Consider the following 15,391-nt stretch of genomic DNA (forward strand, 5'->3'; position numbering starts at 1 on the left):
AAAGAGAATAAAAAGTGTGATTCGCGTCACAAAATCGACACGTCTTGTCTGAAATGCTATACTTCACTTCATGGTAATTCGGGAGAGATGCAATGTTCAGATCTCTAATTATTATAGCAATTTCAATCACTTTGACCAACCCGGCTTTTGCTTTCGTCAAACTGGACGGCTATTTCATCGCAGAGAAGGCATGTGAGGCCTACCAGAGCAAGAACAGGCAAACGAATCCGGGAAACATTGTTGTGCGGCCGGACATGGCCTATCGGATGCTCGGCATCAACAAGAAGGGTGGTGACTATTTCCAGGTACATGTCGACGATGCGCCCGTCACGGACTCGCGCTGGGTCAGCAGCTCGTGCGGGATTCACGTGGTTGAGGCCGACACGCTCACAAGCGGGGCTGACGACGATGCCAATGACGACGTCGTCATAGATCAGACCGGCACTGAGTCCACAGACAACCTGCTGACCCTGAGCTGGCAGCCTGCCTTCTGCGAAACACGACCTGGAAAGAAGGAATGCCGGGATCTCAATGACGGGCACCTTCCGCACACGACGAGGCAGTTGTCGATCCACGGCCTGTGGCCACAGCCCAAGGGTAACGACTATTGCGGCGTACCAACTGCCATCAGGAACCTTGACAACCCGGATAACTGGCATCGCCTGCCCGCGCCGCAAATCGACACCGAGACAGCTGACGCGCTGGAGGCCGCCATGCCGGGATTTGCCAGCTTTCTGCATCATCATGAGTGGATTAAGCACGGCACCTGCTATTTCGGTGAAGGCGGGGCCGACGAGTATTACGATGACACTTTGTATCTGACCGCCCTGATCAATGACTCTGCAGTTGGCGACCTCTTCTTCAACAATGTTGGCAAAGAGATCACCGGTGCGGAAATCAGAGCGGCTTTCGATTCAAGTTTCGGCAGCGGAAGCGGCGAGCGGGTTCTCATCAAATGCAAATCGGATTCCGGCAGGACGTTGATCAATGAAATCTGGATAAGCCTCGGCGGAACGATTTCACCGGAGTCGGATTTGGGCGATCTGATGCGCGCCGCGGAGAGCACCGGCATGGGCTGCAAGCGAGGCCTCGTCGACCCTGCCGGATTGCAATAGTTCGGTGAAGACAGCTGGAAGGGAGTGCCTTTGGCGTGAAGGAAACGCCAGCAGAACCCGCTGCGAACCCGGCAAGCCTTGACCTGCCGGGCGCGCTCGGGCATGTAGCGCGGCGACAGTTTCAGACACGAACCGAAAGCGATCTCCCATGGGATTCCAGTGCGGCATTGTCGGGCTGCCGAATGTCGGCAAGTCCACACTATTCAATGCGCTTACAAAAACCGCGGCGGCGCAGGCCGCCAACTATCCGTTCTGCACCATCGAACCGAACACCGGCGAAGTGGCCGTACCGGATGAGCGTCTTTATGCGATCCGGGATATTGCCCAATCGAAAGAGGTCATCCCGACGCGGATTACCTTCGTTGATATCGCAGGTCTTGTGCGCGGCGCCTCCAAGGGAGAAGGCCTCGGCAACCAGTTTCTGGCCAACATTCGCGAAGTCGATGCCATCGCGCATGTGCTGCGCTGCTTCGTCGATGACGACATCACCCATGTCGACGGAGCCATCGATCCGCTCGCAGATGCCGAAACGGTCGAAACCGAACTCATGGTCGCTGACATGGAGAGCCTGGAGCGCCGTATTGCTCCGTTGAGAAAGAAAGCCAGCGGTGGTGACAAGGAAGCAAAGGCTGTCCTGCCGATCATGGAAGCCGCGCTTGTTCTGCTTCAGGACGGTAAACCCGCCCGTATGCTGGAAACCGCGGACGCGGAAGAAGCAAAAATGCTGAAAGGTCTGAACCTTCTGACCTCAAAGCCTGTGCTTTACGTCTGCAACGTCGATGAAGCCTCTGCTGGAGAAGGCAACGAACTTTCGCAGAAGGTCGCCGAAAGAGCCAAGGAAGAAGGTGCGATAGCAGTCGTCATTTCTGCCGCGATCGAAGCGGAAATTTCCCAGCTCGACAAGGAAGAGCAGGACGAATTCCTGGAAACAATCGGCCTTGAAGAACCGGGGCTCGACCGCATGATCCGTGCTGGCTACGACCTTCTCGGCCTGATCACCTATTTCACGGCGGGGCCGAAGGAAACACGGGCCTGGACGATTACCGAGGGAACGAAGGCGCCAGGCGCTGCCGGCGTCATCCACACGGATTTTGAACGCGGCTTCATCAGGGCACAGACCATCGCCTATGACGATTACGTTTCCCTGGGGGGGGAAAACCCGGCGAAGGAGGCCGGCAAGGCCCGTGACGAAGGCAAGGAATACATCGTCAAGGATGGCGACGTGCTGCTCTTCAAGTTCAATACCTGATCGGCCCGGGCACCTTTCTCCTGCCCGTACTCTCGCATAAGCTTCAGGGGCAACGCAGGAGAAGTACCCGATGAAAACGATCCTCTTGACCGGTTTCGAAGCCTTCGGGACGACGCCGGTCAATCCGGCTGAAAAAGTCGCCCGGCACCTCGACGGAGAAACCGTTGAAGGTGCCCGGATCGTCTCAAGCGTCATTCCCAACACTTTTTTTGTCTGCATTGACGCGGTGAAGGCAGCCATGGCGCAATCCGGTGCCGATGCCGTCGTCATGATGGGAGAATTCGGAGGCAGGGCGACAATCACAGTCGAACGGTTCGCGCTGAATTTCAATGACGCCACACGCTATGGCCTGAAAGACAATGCCGGGGTCTCTCTCCAGGACAAACCAACGGCCCTCGAAGGCCCCCTTGCCTATCAGAGCACCCTCCCCCTCCGGGCCATGGTGAAGGCCATGCGCGATGGCGGTATCCCTGCCGACATATCCGATGCCGCCGGGACTTTTTGTTGCAATCATCTCTTCTACGGTGTTTTGCACCACTTAGCGCAAACGAACAGAACGACACCCGCAGGATGGATCCATCTTCCGCATCTGCCGGAAGTAGCAGCAATGGACGCAAATCTTGGTGCGCCGAGCATGTCGGTCGAAACGGCCGCCGCGGGTCTGCGCCTTGCCCTGTCGGCATTGGTGAAACATCCGCAGGACATCGACGACGCGATCTCGGGCCGTCTTCAAATCTGAAGTCTGCCCGATCCCTCCAACATCGAAGCCGACGCAATCCTGCCTGTTCAGCGTTTGGCTGTGTCGTAGGAAACACGTCGCTCCAAATAGGCCGGGAACTCCGAGACCGAGAAGGTGAGTGCAAACAGCACGATCGAGATCAGCAGCTGACCGACAATCACGCGTTTCACGGCACGAATGACACCAATACGCACACCGCCAGGTATCTCGGGCAAAGCAGCCCAGAAACGGATCTTGTAGAAAGCCTGGAACGGGCTGGCTTCGTATCGGTGGGCCAATTCGATCAGGGACCTTCAGGGCGATGCGAAAAAATGGGCCGTCCCGGGGAAATAGGCAAGGCATTCGAGGCTTCGGCGCCGACTACACGCTTGATCGCAGCCTTGGAGTGCGGACAACCGGCCAATCCAGCTCAAGGTGAATGGCACAGTTCGGCAGGAAGATGATCTGGAAGATCCCGGAAATGATCTCCTGTCTGTCGGAATACTTCGAACTGGCGGCAGGTGGCGACACGATGGAAGCGACAGTCAACGGACTGCCAGCATTGTCCGTCAAGGTTGTCTGAAAACCATTCTGGAGCGGTGACACGAAAAACCCCGCGGGTTTCCCGACGGGGTTTTTCATCAGCTGCGGTCGAGGCCCATCATCATCAGCGGGTTGTAGCCCTTCTGGTCCGCCCACTTGCGGGCTTGTGCCGATGCGTGACACGGCACTGCCTGAGGCTGCCGTGAACCATATTCACGCATCATACGACCGATCTCGTGGTAAGAATTGTTTATCCATTCCATTTCATTCACTCCCTTCGTTTTTGCAATGCCCATGTGAGCTTGCCTATGCAAGGGATATAGTGAGAGTGCATGTCCGGCGTCTGTACGAAAGATTACAAGTCGGACAAGTTCGCTTGGAACCCGGTGTTTTCTTAAGGAAAACAATCGGAAGATCCAGAAAATTGCGTGAGCGTGAAATGCAGGAAAGACTTCACTCTGGATCAGGTTGCAATTATCAAAAAAACCCCGCCTACAAACGGGCGGGGTTGTTTTTAGCTGCGATCGAGACCCAGCATCGTCAACGGGTTCGGGCCTTTCCTGTCACGCCATTTGCCTTTGTTCTTGCCAAGTCCCAACAGAGATCCAAGACGGGTTTGCTGGTCTTGTGACGCACGGGCCATGATGTCGACAGTATCGAACTTTCTGCTTTTGTAACTCATTTCAATCACCCTCTTCTATGCAAGTGCATCATTGCCTTGCCGATGAAAGAGATTTGGTCATGGGAGATGTCTGATGCGTGGCCTTGTGATTAACCTTCGGTCATGTTTGGCTCTGCTGAGTCGGCACTCGTGTTTTTTCAGGAGAAGCTTTTCGTGACTTTTGACCAAATCGCTTTGTTTGTTCTTTTCGGAATTGTCTTCGCATTGCTTGTTTGGGGCCGCATAAGGTTCGATCTCGTTGCCTTTGCCGCCCTGATCACCGGTGCGCTTCTGGGGCTTGTCCCGTCAAACAATATTTTTTCAGGCTTCGGTCATGCCGCAGTCATTATCATTGCGCTCGTCCTGATCGTTTCCAAGGGCCTGATGAATTCCGGTGCTGTGGAACTGATCGCCAATCGGCTGCTGTCCGCCTCGCGCGCCCTTTCCGGCCACATCACCTTGATGTCCGTCGTCGGAGCGGGACTTTCAGGCATCATCAACAATGTCGCCGCCCTGGCACTGCTCATGCCGCTCGATCTTGAGGCGGCAAAAAAGGCGGGGCGTTCACCCGGCCTGTCGCTGATGCCACTCTCATTTGCAACGATCCTCGGTGGCATGATCACCCTGATCGGGACACCACCGAATATCGTCATCGCCGAATATCGCTCCGATGCGCTCGGCACTCCCTTTTCCATGTTCGCGTTCGCGCCTGTCGGGCTCTCGGTAGCCGTTTGTGGCATTGCCTTCGTAGCCTTGTTCGGATGGCGCCTGCTGCCTCCCCATTTCCGCGATAAACCGAAGGATGAAGGATTTGCCGAAAGCCTTTATTCGGCCGAGTTGAAGGTCAGCAAGGTTTCAGAGGAAAACCCGGTGTCCGTTGGCGATCTTTACCCGGTTGCCGAGGAAAAGGACGTAGTGATTATTGGCCTCATCAGGAACGGCCGGCGGATCAAGGGTTTTGCGCGCCGGGAACCGATCAAGAGCGGTGACTTTCTCGTGGTTGAGGGCGATCCGAAAGCAATCGAAAGCTTCATGGGCGCTGCCAAACTCGATTTTGCCGGGTCCGAGCGACACAAGGGTGGACTTGGCGGCTCGGCGCTTTCCCTGGCTGAAGCCATCGCGCCTGACAGCGCCCGGATTACCGGCACATCGGCCTTCAATCTCAGGCTGCTCTACGGACACGGCGTCACACTGCTCGGGATATCCCGGGAAGGCCGCCGCATTCAAAAAAGGGTTCGACACGAAACCATCCGTCCAGGTGACGTCCTGCTGTTGATCGGAACGCAGGAGCGCCTTGAAAACGCCTTTTCCTGGCTGGGTGTCCTGCCGCTTGAAGGTCGCCAGACCGGCATGATCCAGCGCAACAAGGCCTGGCTTGCCATCGCCGGCTTCATCCTCGCCATCGCGGCGGCCGTTGCCGGTTTCGCCTACCTGCCCGTTGCCCTCGCCGCCTGTGTCGTTCTTTATGCCGCAACCGGCCTTGTCAGCGGAACAGAGGTCTACAATGCCGTGGAATGGAAGGTGATTGTGCTATTAGGCTCGTTGATCCCGCTTGGTCAGGCATTCGAAAATGCCGGCAATGCGCAACTGATCGCCGACGGCATTGTTGCAGTGACGGCGGGAGCACCGGCCTGGGTTACGCTTGCCGTCCTCATGGTCGTGACCATGACCCTGTCCGATTTCCTGAACAATGTCGCGACTTGCCTCATTGCTGCACCGATTTCCGTTCAGATTGCAGGCAGCCTGGGGGTCAATCCCGATCCTTTCCTGATGGCTGTTGCTGTTGCCGCTTCTTGTGCATTTCTCACGCCGATCGGCCACAAGAACAACACGATCATCATGGGCCCCGGCGGTTACCGGTTCGGCGACTACTGGCGCATTGGTCTGCCCCTGGAGATCCTCGTACTCGTCGTGGCCATCCCGGCAATACTGATTTTCTGGCCGCTTTAGCTCTGCAAAACGATGAGTTACAGTTTAATTGGTTGCAACTGCCGAAGCCGGTTTTCGCAACGTCCAGATAAATGGAATTGGGGCCCTCACCACTCCGAAGTAACCTAGACCCGTCACAATTTTTGCAGAAATTCGTCCGGGAGGCACGACAACAACGACTGCTGAGATCGTTTCACGAACAGGTCGTGCCGATTGCCCGAAAGCCGGGTCAATCGGCAACAATTGTCAGACTGAGCCTATTGGGAAGGCTTCAACGGAAGGCAGATATCGGTCAAAAGATCGGCCGGTGCGGTTTCCCTGGGATTGTTGAGATAGACTTCCATGCAGGGCGCGTCGGCCGGTTCCCGGCCGGATTGGGTCAGCCATTCTCCGAAAAGCCACTCATAGGCCCACTTCATGTCTGCGTAAGGTCCCTTGTAGTGCAGGACGGCATAGTCCCCGCCGTAGGTTTCGACCGGTTCGAGAGGGGCCTCGACGGGAAACCCTTCTGAAACGGACACCCCTGCAGCCGATTGCAGCTCATCCTCCGGAACATGTGTTGGGTCGGAAAAATAGAGACCTTTCATGGCACCGACCTGGCCCATGAGATTGCGGCTAGCAAGGACACCGATGGCTTTTTCGAACGCCTTTCCGATCTCCATGTAGGCACCTTTGTGTGGAATGACGGCAAGCGTTTCGGTCGGCAGGGTTTTGATTTCAACTTGATGCATGAGAAGTGATCCTCTGGTTCGGGGAATAGGCGCACCGCCATGTGCGGGCTGAAGGCGGCCTTCAACACCTCCCTCGCGATAGGATGAAGGAGACAGGCCGTATACTTTCTTGAAACTGCGACTGAAGGCTTCCTGGCTGCCATAACCGGCGCGCATGGCAATTTCAGCAATCGGCAACCGGGAATAGGTAAGATCCGCAGATGCCCTGTGCAGGCGCAATCGCTTGACCGTTGCCACGATGGACTCGCCATAAGCCGATTGCCACACGCGATGCCAGTGCCAGGGTGACAGGGCAGCGACCTCGGCCAGCATGGCCAGATCCGGATCCTCGTCGAGATTTGCGTAGATGTACTCGATCACGCGGGTGAAGCGCCGCAGGTAGCCATCGTCTTTCGGCGATATCGACTGCTTTTCGTGATGTGTCATTTGGAACTGCCCTCGCTTGATTGGGATGAACCTAGCACCGGCCAATCTGACAAATCTTGCGGACTTGTGGCTGGAGGGGTCTTTGTGCTCGAGTTTGCCTGCCTTATGGTCTGGCCTTAGAGGCGGAAAATCGGGGAACAGGCAAATGAGCAGATCAAAACGAATTCTCTTTACCGGTGGGTCCGGCAAGGCAGGTCGGCATGTCGTTCCCTACCTTCTGGATCGTGGACATAGGGTCGTGAATGTGGACCTGACCCCACTCGATCATCCCGGTGTCGACAATCTGACAGCCGATATCACGCAATCGGGCGAAATGTTCAATGTCATGACCAGCTACGCCAATTTTGACGAGCTGGAACCGGGGCAAGGCGTGCCCGCGTTCGACGCGGTCGTGCACTTCGCCGCCATTCCGCGCATCCTGATCCATCCGGACAACAAGACGTTCGAGGTCAATACCGTCGGCACCTACAATGTCATAGAGGCGGCGGTGAAACTCGGCATCCGCAAGATCGTGATCGCCTCTTCGGAAACGACCTACGGCGTCTGTTTCGCAGACGGTATCACCGACCCGGATACCCTGCCGGTTGAAGAGGAATACGATGTCAATCCGATGGACAGCTACGGTCTGTCCAAGGTGGTCAACGAACAGACGGCGCGATCCTTCCAGCGGCGCTCCGGTGCCGACATCTACGCACTTCGGATCGGCAACGTCATCGAGCCGAATGAATATGACCGCTTCCCGGACTTCTTCGAAAATCCGGCGCAGCGGCGCAGAAACATCTTCTGCTATATCGATGCCAGGGATCTTGGTCAGATCGTCGATCTCTGCCTGGAAAAGGATGGCCTCGGCTACCAGGTCTTCAATGCCGGCAACGATACGAACTCGGTGGACATTCCCAACGCGCAAATCCTGCAGCGTTTCTTCCCGAACGTTCCGGTCAGCCGGGACCTTGCCGACCATGAGGCTCTGTTTTCAAACAGGAAGATACGCGAGGTTCTTGGCTTCCGGGAGGAGCACAACTGGCGCAACTACGTAAGGACATAGAAATAGACGATCGCAACACCCCGCCGCGTCGCAAATGATAAGTCTATCAGAACTGCCCTCGAACATGCTACGAGAGGCACAAGCACAAGTTTTAATCACTCCCGCCGTTTCCCCTACGGCCAATTTGCAGATCAAACAGCCCAGATACATGACCGATCGGACTTATTTTGAAGATTTGGCGCCGGATCAGGAATTCGACCTCGGTGCGATTGACGTGAGCAAGGATGACATCATTGAATTCGCCTCCGAATTCGACCCTCAATCCTTTCACATGAGCGAAGAAGCCGGCAAGGCATCCATCCTCGGCGGCCTGGCCGCATCCGGTTGGCATACAGCGAGCCTGATCATGAGGTTGCTTGCCACCAATCTGTTCAACAAGAGCACCGGGCGCGGCTCCCCTGGGGTCAGCAGGTTGAAATGGAAACACCCGGTGTTTCCGGGAGACACGCTGTCTGCAACGGCGAAAATCCTCGAAATGAAAGATCTGCGCTCCAAACCGCAACTCGGTATGGTTTTCATCCGCGTCCGGGCGACCAATCAGGACGATGTCGAGGTCATTGAGTGGGACAACCCGGTTCTGTTCGAAAGACGGGAGCCAGCTCGATGATTGCTTTTTTTGAAGACGTCGTTGTCGGCGAAATCCTGGAACTTGGTACCTACACCTTCAAGACCGACGAGATCATCCGGTTTGCGGAGAAATTCGACCCGCAACCCTTTCATCTGAGTGAGGACGGCGCAGCGAAAACCCACTTTGGCCGACTGTGCGCCTCCGGCTGGCACACCGCTTCCATCTTCATGAAACTGTTCGTGGCCAGACTGAAATCCATGCAGGACGACGCGCTTGCAGAAGACATAGCCGTCGCCAGAATCGGTCCCTCCCCCGGTTTTGAGGACCTGAAGTGGATCAAACCCGTCTTTGCCGGCGATACCTTGCGCTACACCCGCACGGTGACAGGCAAGACAGAGAGCCGCAGTCGCCCGGAATGGGGCCTCGTTCATTCCGACATGAGGGCATTCAACCAGGACGGCTTGCTGGCGTTTTCATTCAAGGCAACGGTGTTTGTCGAGCGGCGGCCGCGCTGATCCGGCTCGCCGGTCGAACTTGAGCTATAGCATCCGCGCAAACAGCACTTCGTCGCGTATCTCTATGCCATAGTCGCCGCGCAGGGGAATCTCCGGTTTTTTCTGCCGTTCCGCATCGATCACGCCCTGAGCCACACGCTCGATCCGAAATCCGCGTCGCTGGTAGAACCGGAAAGCGTCCAGATTGTCGTTGGACGTCCTGACAATGAGCCGGGGCATGTTTTTGGCGCGTGCTTCGGTCACGATGGCATCAAGCAACTGGCTGCCGACACCGCCCCAGCGATTGATCGAATCCAGTGTGAGGATCTCCCATTCATTCTCCCGCTTGATCAGCGTCACCAGCCCGACAAGGTCGTTGCCGTCGTAAGCCACAAAACCGGGCAGGCGTGACGCGTCGACATTCTCACCATCGAGCAGCATCTCCGGACCGGCCCAACGCTCACGCAGGAGTTGGTGCACGTCATCATGATCTTTGTCTTCAGTTGCGCGAATGATCACAGGCATTTAAAGGCTCCTAACGTCGGAATAACCGCGTCTCAAGGGGACTGCGTGCTTGCCAGCGCGCGCGTTCCAGTTCGGGATCCATATGTTCTTCTTCAGGATAACCAACACACAGATAAGCCACGAGCCGCCAGCTGTCGTCAACCTGAAGGATGCTGGAAACCAATTCAGGGTCAAGGATCGAGACCCAGCCAACACCGATCCTGGCTGTCCTCGCAGCCAGCCAGAACGTATGGATCATGCTCACGGTCGAATAGGCAAGCGTTTCTTGCATCGTCGCACGTCCAAGTCCGTGGCCCTGCGATGGATTCTCATCGCTGAATATGGCCAGATGAACCGGCGCTTCCTTCAGACCCGCAAGTTTCAGTTGCCGGTATTGAAGCGCCTTGTCCGGCTCGAACTGTTGCGCGGCGGCTTCGTTCTCCATGTCAAATGAAGCAATGACCTGGTCGCGACGTTCCCGGCTTTCAACGACAACGATGCGCCAGGGCTGACTGTTGCCCACCGAAGGCGCGAGATCTGCCATCTGCAGAAGGTATTCCAGTTCATGCGCCGACAGCGGGTCCTTCCTGAAACGACGCACGTCGCGGCGCCATCTCAACAGGTCCTCGAATTCACGGCGGAATTCTTCTGAAAAACATGGCCGCGCGGCCAATCCTTCGGTTTCAGCTGGCATTGGCCTTCAGTGCCCGGGAAATTCCACGAGGGTGCGAACCGGAACACTCAGCTCCTCCAGCTTCTTGCGTCCGCCAAGATCGGGCAGATCAACAATGAAGCAGGCCGCTACAATGTTCGCACCCATGGACTTGAGCAACTTGCAGGCCGCTTCTGCCGTACCTCCGGTCGCAATCAGGTCATCCACCAGAATGACGCGGTCCCCCGGCTGGATGGCATCCTTGTGCATTTCCATTTCATCCAGACCATACTCAAGCGAATACGCTATCCGGACGGTTTCGTGGGGCAATTTGCCTTTCTTGCGGATCGGCACGAAGCCGGCGGAAAGCTGGTGTGCGACAGCGCCGCCGAGGATAAACCCCCTTGCCTCGATTCCGGCGATCTGATCGACCTTGGAACCGGCCCACGGCTGCACAAGCGCATCGACAGCTCGGCGAAATGCCCGCGCATTGCCAAGAAGCGTCGTGATGTCGCGAAACAGAATTCCCTCTTTAGGGTAATCCGTGATCGTGCGGATCGAGCTGATCAGTTCATCCTGGATCGTCTGGTCGGTCATCGAGCTCTCTTTCTTCAGCTGATCGTTCCGGCACATGCCCCGACCGACGCTTATATCAATTTTGCGCACGTGATCGAAGCAAATTCGCCGGTATTAAACGAATGTTGCGGCGGTCTGCCTGCGTTACGATGGTCTGTTCAGAACACGGCCTGCGACGGCGTCCAGTTTTGCCACCAGTTCCGGGTCCCGTTTTTCCGGTGCGGTCATGAAGGCAAATTCCAGCGCCGTATCCGATCCGGCGGGACAGGACTGGTGTTCGCGCGGCAGGTCCCTGGCCACACGGGCAACGAGACGCTGGGCGTTTTCGGCATTGTCGTGAAGCACCCTGATGATCGCCTGGATATCGACCTCGCCGTGATCGGGATGCCAGCTGTCGTAGTCCGTTACCATCGCGACCGTGGCGTAACAGATCTCGGCCTCGCGGGCGAGCTTGGCTTCCGGCATGTTGGTCATGCCGATCACGTCACAGCCCCAGGACCGGTAGAGATGGCTTTCCGCGAGGGAGGAGAACTGCGGACCTTCCATGGCAAGGTAGGTTCCACCCCTTGCATAGCCGAGGCTTTCCGCCTCGGCAGCGGCTGCAACGGCATCGACAAGCTTCGGGCTCACAGGAGTGGCCATCGAAACGTGGGCAACACAGCCCGTACCGAAGAAACTCTTTTCGCGGGCAATGGTGCGGTCAATGAACTGATCCACCAGAACGAATGTGCCCGGAGCGTGTTCTTCCTTCAGGGATCCGCAGGCAGACACCGACAGGAGATCGGTGACACCACAACGTTTCATGACATCGATGTTGGCCCGGTAATTGATCGTGGTGGGCGAATAGACGTGGCCCCGCCCGTGCCGGGGCAGGAAGACGATTTTTAGCCCGTCAATCTCGCCGATCCTGACCTGGTCGGACGGTGTTCCCCATGGACTTTCGACGGTGATCCAATCGGAGTTTTCAAGACCCGGCAGATCGTAAATGCCGGAACCGCCGATAATACCAAGAACCGCATCAGCCATTGCCAAGTCTCCCCAGAAGATTCCAATCCGATCAGCTGATTATCAAGCAGGACGCATGTTGAACAGTCCAAAAGCAAAAAAGGCGGGCTCGAAGCCCGCCTTCCCCATTCACCCATTTGGTGAGGAGATCAATGATCGACGTTACGCCAGAGCTGTTTCTTCGTGAAGTAGAGCAATCCGGCAAAGACGATAAGGAAGACCATCACGCGGAAGCCGATCTTCTTGCGGTCTTCCAGATGCGGTTCCGCAGCCCACATCATGAAGGCGGAAACGTCCTTGGCATACTGATCCACCGTCATCGGCGAACCATCGGTATATTCAACCAGCTCATCGGAAAGCGGCGGTGCCATGGAAATGAACTGACCAGCCAGGAACGAGTGGTTGTAATACTGTCCAACCGGAACTTCGATTCCTTCGGGATCTTCTTCATACCCGGTCAGCAACGAATAAATGTAGTCCGGGCCACTTTCCTGATACTGCGTGAAGATATCGAAGACGAACCACGGAAATCCGCGCTGAGCTGCACGCGCTTTTGCAAGCAGTGAGAAGTCGGGCGGATAAGCTCCACCATTAGCAGCGCGCGCGGCGTTCACGTTCGGGAACGGCGACGGGAAGCGGTCGGCAAGGATCGCCGGGCGATCGAACATTTCGCCATCATCATCCGGACCGTCGACGACGGTGTATTCGGAAGCAATCTGCTTGGCGGCGTCCTCGCTGAAGCTCGGACCGCCATTTTCGGCAAGATTGCGGAATGCAACCTGTTTCAGGCCGTGACAGGCCTGACAAACTTCCTGATAGACCTTGAAACCGCGCTGCAGCTGTCCTCGGTCATAAAAACCGAAAGGTCCGGAAAATGACCACTGTTGCGGATGGATTTCGACGTTTGCGCCTGCGGCGACTGCCGGCGTCGCGATGGCGAGAGCCGCCACCGCTGCCAGGGAACGAACCATTTTGATCATGGTGCTCATTGTCTCAATTAACTCCTGATCCGGTTCGCGTTACTTCGTCTCCGGCGCGGCAGCCGCACCGGAAGGTTTGCCAGATCCACCCTTAAGAACCGATTCTGAAATCGAGGCCGGCAGGGGTAGCGGTTTCTCAAGGAACCCGAGCATCGGCAGGATGATCAGGAAATGAGCGAAATAGTACACGGTGAAAATTCTGGAGAAGATCACGTACCAGCCTTCGGCCGGCATCGCACCCAGATATCCCAGAGCCACGCAGACGCCGGCAAATATCCAGAAGAACTGCTTGAACATCGGACGATAGGCGCCTGAGCGTACCTTCGACGTATCCAGCCAAGGCAGGATGAACAGCACTGCGATTGAACCGAACATGGCAATCACACCACCGAGCTTGTCGGGAACCGCACGCAGGATTGCGTAGAACGGCAGGAAGTACCATTCCGGAACGATATGCGCTGGTGTCACCAGCGGGTCGGCCTCGATGTAGTTGTCGGGGTGCCCCATGTAATTCGGCAGATAGAAGGCGAAATACGCGAACAGGATCATGAACACGACAATCGCGAACAGGTCCTTCATCGTGTAGTAAGGGTGGAACGGCAGCGTGTCCTGTTTCGTCTTCGGCTGCACCCCTGTCGGATTGTTGTTGCCTGTCGTGTGGAAAGCCCAAACGTGCAGGATAACGACACCGAAGATCATGAACGGCAGCAGATAGTGAAGCGAGAAGAAGCGGTTCAGGGTCGGGTTGTCGACGGCAAAGCCACCCCACAGCCAGGTCACGATGCTCTCGCCCACCAGCGGGATCGCGGAGAACAGGTTCGTGATAACCGTCGCACCCCAGAATGACATCTGGCCCCAGGGCAGAACGTAGCCCATGAACGCGGTACCCATCATGATCAGGAAGATGATCACGCCCAGGATCCACGAAATTTCACGCGGCGCCTTGTAGGAACCGTAGTAGAGCCCGCGGAAGATATGGATATAGACGGCGATGAAGAACATCGAGGCGCCATTGGAGTGAAGGTATCTCAGCATCCAGCCGAAATTCACGTCACGCATGATGTGCTCGACGCTGTTGAACGCTGCGTCGGTGCTGGGCGTATAGTGCATTACCAGAACGATCCCGGTAATGATCTGGGCGATCAGCACGAAGAAAAGGATACCACCGAAAGTCCACCAGTAATTGAGGTTTTTCGGTGTCGGGAAATCCACGAAGGATCCGCGCACGAGCGAAATCACGGGCAGGCGGCTTTCCAGCCACTTGGCCGCAGCGCTCTGCGGGACGTAGTTTGAATGTCCAGCCATGGCTGTCTCCTAAAAATCTGTGCCGTTAGCCGATCTTGATCGTCGAGTCGCTGACGAACTCGAGCGGCGGAATCAGCAAATTCTCGGGAGCCGGGCCTTTGCGAATACGGCCGGCAGTGTCGTAGTGAGAGCCGTGGCAGGGGCAGAACCAGCCACCGAAGTCACCGGCATCACCGATCGGCACGCAGCCGAGGTGTGTGCAGATACCGACCTGCACGAGCCAGTTTTCCTTGTCCTTCACACCGCGGTTCGGGTCGGTCGCCTCAGCGTCCGCCGGAAGGTTCGCATTTCGGGCAAGCCTGTCCGGAAGATCCCCGATCGGGACATCCTTCGCTTCAGTCACTTCCGTTTCTGTACGGTTGCGAATGAAGACCGGCTTGCCTCGCCATTTTACTGTGATTGACTGCCCCTCTTCGACGGCAGACACATCAACCTCGATCGATGCCAGTGCCAAGGCGGAGGCATCCGGGTTCATCTGATCGATGAACGGCCATGCCAACGCGCCGGCGCCCACAACGCCCATTGCACCGGTCGCGATATAGAGAAAGTCACGGCGGTTCGGTTCTTCCGCATCCGTGTTGTGTGCCAAGGTCGCGTCCCCTTCAAAATTCTACCTGTACCGATAGCCCGCATCACGTCCAGACCATCCTTTGCCAGTGAGGATGGACGGAACCATGCCGGGCTCAACGGTGGCCGGTGCGGCAGTTACCCGCATCGGCCAAGCGGCTTGTCTTTTTGCACCCTTCGAAACGCTTGTCCAGATCAACAAACGTGTCAAAACGCATATGTCGCAGGCAAAACAAACCCCGTGCCGCTTTTCTGCCCTTTTTTAGGGAACAAGCGCAAGACCGGAATTCAAATCAACCCCGATCTTGCCGTTTCGTTCTGTG

General features: G+C 56.6%; 19 protein-coding genes. 8 read left to right on the plus strand and 11 right to left on the minus strand.

The genetic code is table 11. The features are described 5' to 3' along the window. Positions 1-92 precede the first annotated feature (92 nt). The 3 genes from LA5095_RS19470 to pcp all read left to right on the plus strand — a co-directional run bounded on the left by LA5095_RS19470 (position 93) and on the right by pcp (position 3,103). Positions 93-1,115 (plus strand): ribonuclease T2 family protein, encoded by a 1,023-nt coding sequence (locus tag LA5095_RS19470; RefSeq protein WP_055117861.1) that lies wholly within the window; start codon positions 93-95, stop codon positions 1,113-1,115. Between the two features lie 148 nt (positions 1,116-1,263). Beyond that, positions 1,264-2,364 (plus strand): redox-regulated ATPase YchF, encoded by a 1,101-nt coding sequence (ychF, locus tag LA5095_RS19475; RefSeq protein WP_055117863.1) that lies wholly within the window; start codon positions 1,264-1,266, stop codon positions 2,362-2,364. Positions 2,365-2,434: 70 nt separating this feature from the next. Further along, positions 2,435-3,103, plus strand: coding sequence for a pyroglutamyl-peptidase I (gene pcp / locus LA5095_RS19480; protein WP_055117865.1), 669 nt, complete (start codon positions 2,435-2,437; stop codon positions 3,101-3,103). A 47-nt stretch (positions 3,104-3,150) separates the two neighbouring features. On the opposite strand, the gene LA5095_RS19485 is transcribed toward pcp, so the two are convergent. Next, a complete protein-coding gene (locus LA5095_RS19485; RefSeq protein ID WP_055117867.1) occupies positions 3,151-3,381 on the minus strand; it encodes a hypothetical protein in 231 nt (76 codons plus the stop codon). A gap of 140 nt (positions 3,382-3,521) precedes the next feature. Between LA5095_RS19485 and LA5095_RS33080 the strand changes: the two genes are divergently transcribed. Then, complete coding sequence (locus LA5095_RS33080) at positions 3,522-3,665, plus strand: FAA hydrolase family protein (protein WP_186009638.1); 144 nt, start codon at positions 3,522-3,524, stop codon at positions 3,663-3,665. Between the two features lie 58 nt (positions 3,666-3,723). Here the strand turns inward: LA5095_RS33080 and LA5095_RS32790 are convergent, their stop codons facing one another. Next, positions 3,724-3,888 (minus strand): hypothetical protein, encoded by a 165-nt coding sequence (locus LA5095_RS32790; RefSeq protein ID WP_158510414.1) that lies wholly within the window; start codon positions 3,886-3,888, stop codon positions 3,724-3,726. 251 nt (positions 3,889-4,139) lie between these two features. Continuing rightward, positions 4,140-4,307, minus strand: a complete 168-nt coding sequence (locus LA5095_RS32795; protein WP_158510415.1) for a hypothetical protein — start codon at positions 4,305-4,307, stop codon at positions 4,140-4,142. 153 nt (positions 4,308-4,460) lie between these two features. Between LA5095_RS32795 and LA5095_RS19495 the strand changes: the two genes are divergently transcribed. Continuing rightward, complete coding sequence (locus LA5095_RS19495; protein ID WP_055118098.1) at positions 4,461-6,236, plus strand: SLC13 family permease; 1,776 nt, start codon at positions 4,461-4,463, stop codon at positions 6,234-6,236. A 236-nt stretch (positions 6,237-6,472) separates the two neighbouring features. On the opposite strand, the gene LA5095_RS19500 is transcribed toward LA5095_RS19495, so the two are convergent. Then, positions 6,473-7,372: an AraC family transcriptional regulator gene (locus LA5095_RS19500; RefSeq protein ID WP_055117871.1), complete on the minus strand. Its 900-nt coding sequence runs from the start codon at positions 7,370-7,372 to the stop codon at positions 6,473-6,475. A 145-nt stretch (positions 7,373-7,517) separates the two neighbouring features. Here LA5095_RS19500 and LA5095_RS19505 point away from each other — a divergent pair, with 145 nt between their 5' ends. From LA5095_RS19505 to LA5095_RS19515, 3 genes are all read left to right on the plus strand, one after another. After that, positions 7,518-8,417 (plus strand): NAD-dependent epimerase/dehydratase family protein, encoded by a 900-nt coding sequence (locus tag LA5095_RS19505; RefSeq protein ID WP_055117873.1) that lies wholly within the window; start codon positions 7,518-7,520, stop codon positions 8,415-8,417. Between the two features lie 148 nt (positions 8,418-8,565). Beyond that, the gene (locus LA5095_RS19510; RefSeq protein ID WP_055117875.1) at positions 8,566-9,024 is read left to right on the plus strand and encodes a MaoC family dehydratase; all 459 of its coding nucleotides are present in this window, start codon (positions 8,566-8,568) and stop codon (positions 9,022-9,024) included. Continuing rightward, positions 9,021-9,500 carry a MaoC family dehydratase gene (locus LA5095_RS19515; protein WP_055117877.1) on the plus strand — a complete coding sequence of 160 codons (480 nt, stop codon included), beginning with the start codon at positions 9,021-9,023 and terminating at the stop codon, positions 9,498-9,500. Before LA5095_RS19510 ends, LA5095_RS19515 begins: the two co-directional genes overlap by 4 nt. A gap of 24 nt (positions 9,501-9,524) precedes the next feature. Here LA5095_RS19515 and LA5095_RS19520 read toward each other — a convergent pair whose 3' ends face one another. The 7 genes from LA5095_RS19520 to petA all read right to left on the minus strand — a co-directional run bounded on the left by LA5095_RS19520 (position 9,525) and on the right by petA (position 15,090). Next, positions 9,525-10,004, minus strand: coding sequence for a GNAT family N-acetyltransferase (locus LA5095_RS19520; RefSeq protein ID WP_029065131.1), 480 nt, complete (start codon positions 10,002-10,004; stop codon positions 9,525-9,527). Between the two features lie 10 nt (positions 10,005-10,014). Then, positions 10,015-10,677, minus strand: coding sequence for a 5,6-dimethylbenzimidazole synthase (bluB, locus tag LA5095_RS19525; protein ID WP_082442895.1), 663 nt, complete (start codon positions 10,675-10,677; stop codon positions 10,015-10,017). A gap of 6 nt (positions 10,678-10,683) precedes the next feature. Then, a complete protein-coding gene (locus LA5095_RS19530) occupies positions 10,684-11,232 on the minus strand; it encodes an adenine phosphoribosyltransferase (protein ID WP_029065133.1) in 549 nt (182 codons plus the stop codon). 123 nt (positions 11,233-11,355) lie between these two features. Next, positions 11,356-12,237 (minus strand): S-methyl-5'-thioadenosine phosphorylase, encoded by an 882-nt coding sequence (locus LA5095_RS19535; RefSeq protein WP_055117879.1) that lies wholly within the window; start codon positions 12,235-12,237, stop codon positions 11,356-11,358. 128 nt (positions 12,238-12,365) lie between these two features. Then, entirely contained in the window at positions 12,366-13,205 is an 840-nt protein-coding gene (locus tag LA5095_RS19540) for a cytochrome c1 (protein WP_055117881.1), read from the minus strand. Positions 13,206-13,235: 30 nt separating this feature from the next. Then, a complete protein-coding gene (locus tag LA5095_RS19545) occupies positions 13,236-14,501 on the minus strand; it encodes a cytochrome b (protein ID WP_055117883.1) in 1,266 nt (421 codons plus the stop codon). Positions 14,502-14,526: 25 nt separating this feature from the next. Further along, positions 14,527-15,090, minus strand: a complete 564-nt coding sequence (gene petA, locus LA5095_RS19550; RefSeq protein ID WP_055117885.1) for a ubiquinol-cytochrome c reductase iron-sulfur subunit — start codon at positions 15,088-15,090, stop codon at positions 14,527-14,529. Positions 15,091-15,391 lie beyond the last annotated feature (301 nt).

Source organism: Roseibium album (assembly GCF_001404515.1).
In the GTDB taxonomy this organism is placed as follows: domain Bacteria; phylum Pseudomonadota; class Alphaproteobacteria; order Rhizobiales; family Stappiaceae; genus Roseibium; species Roseibium album.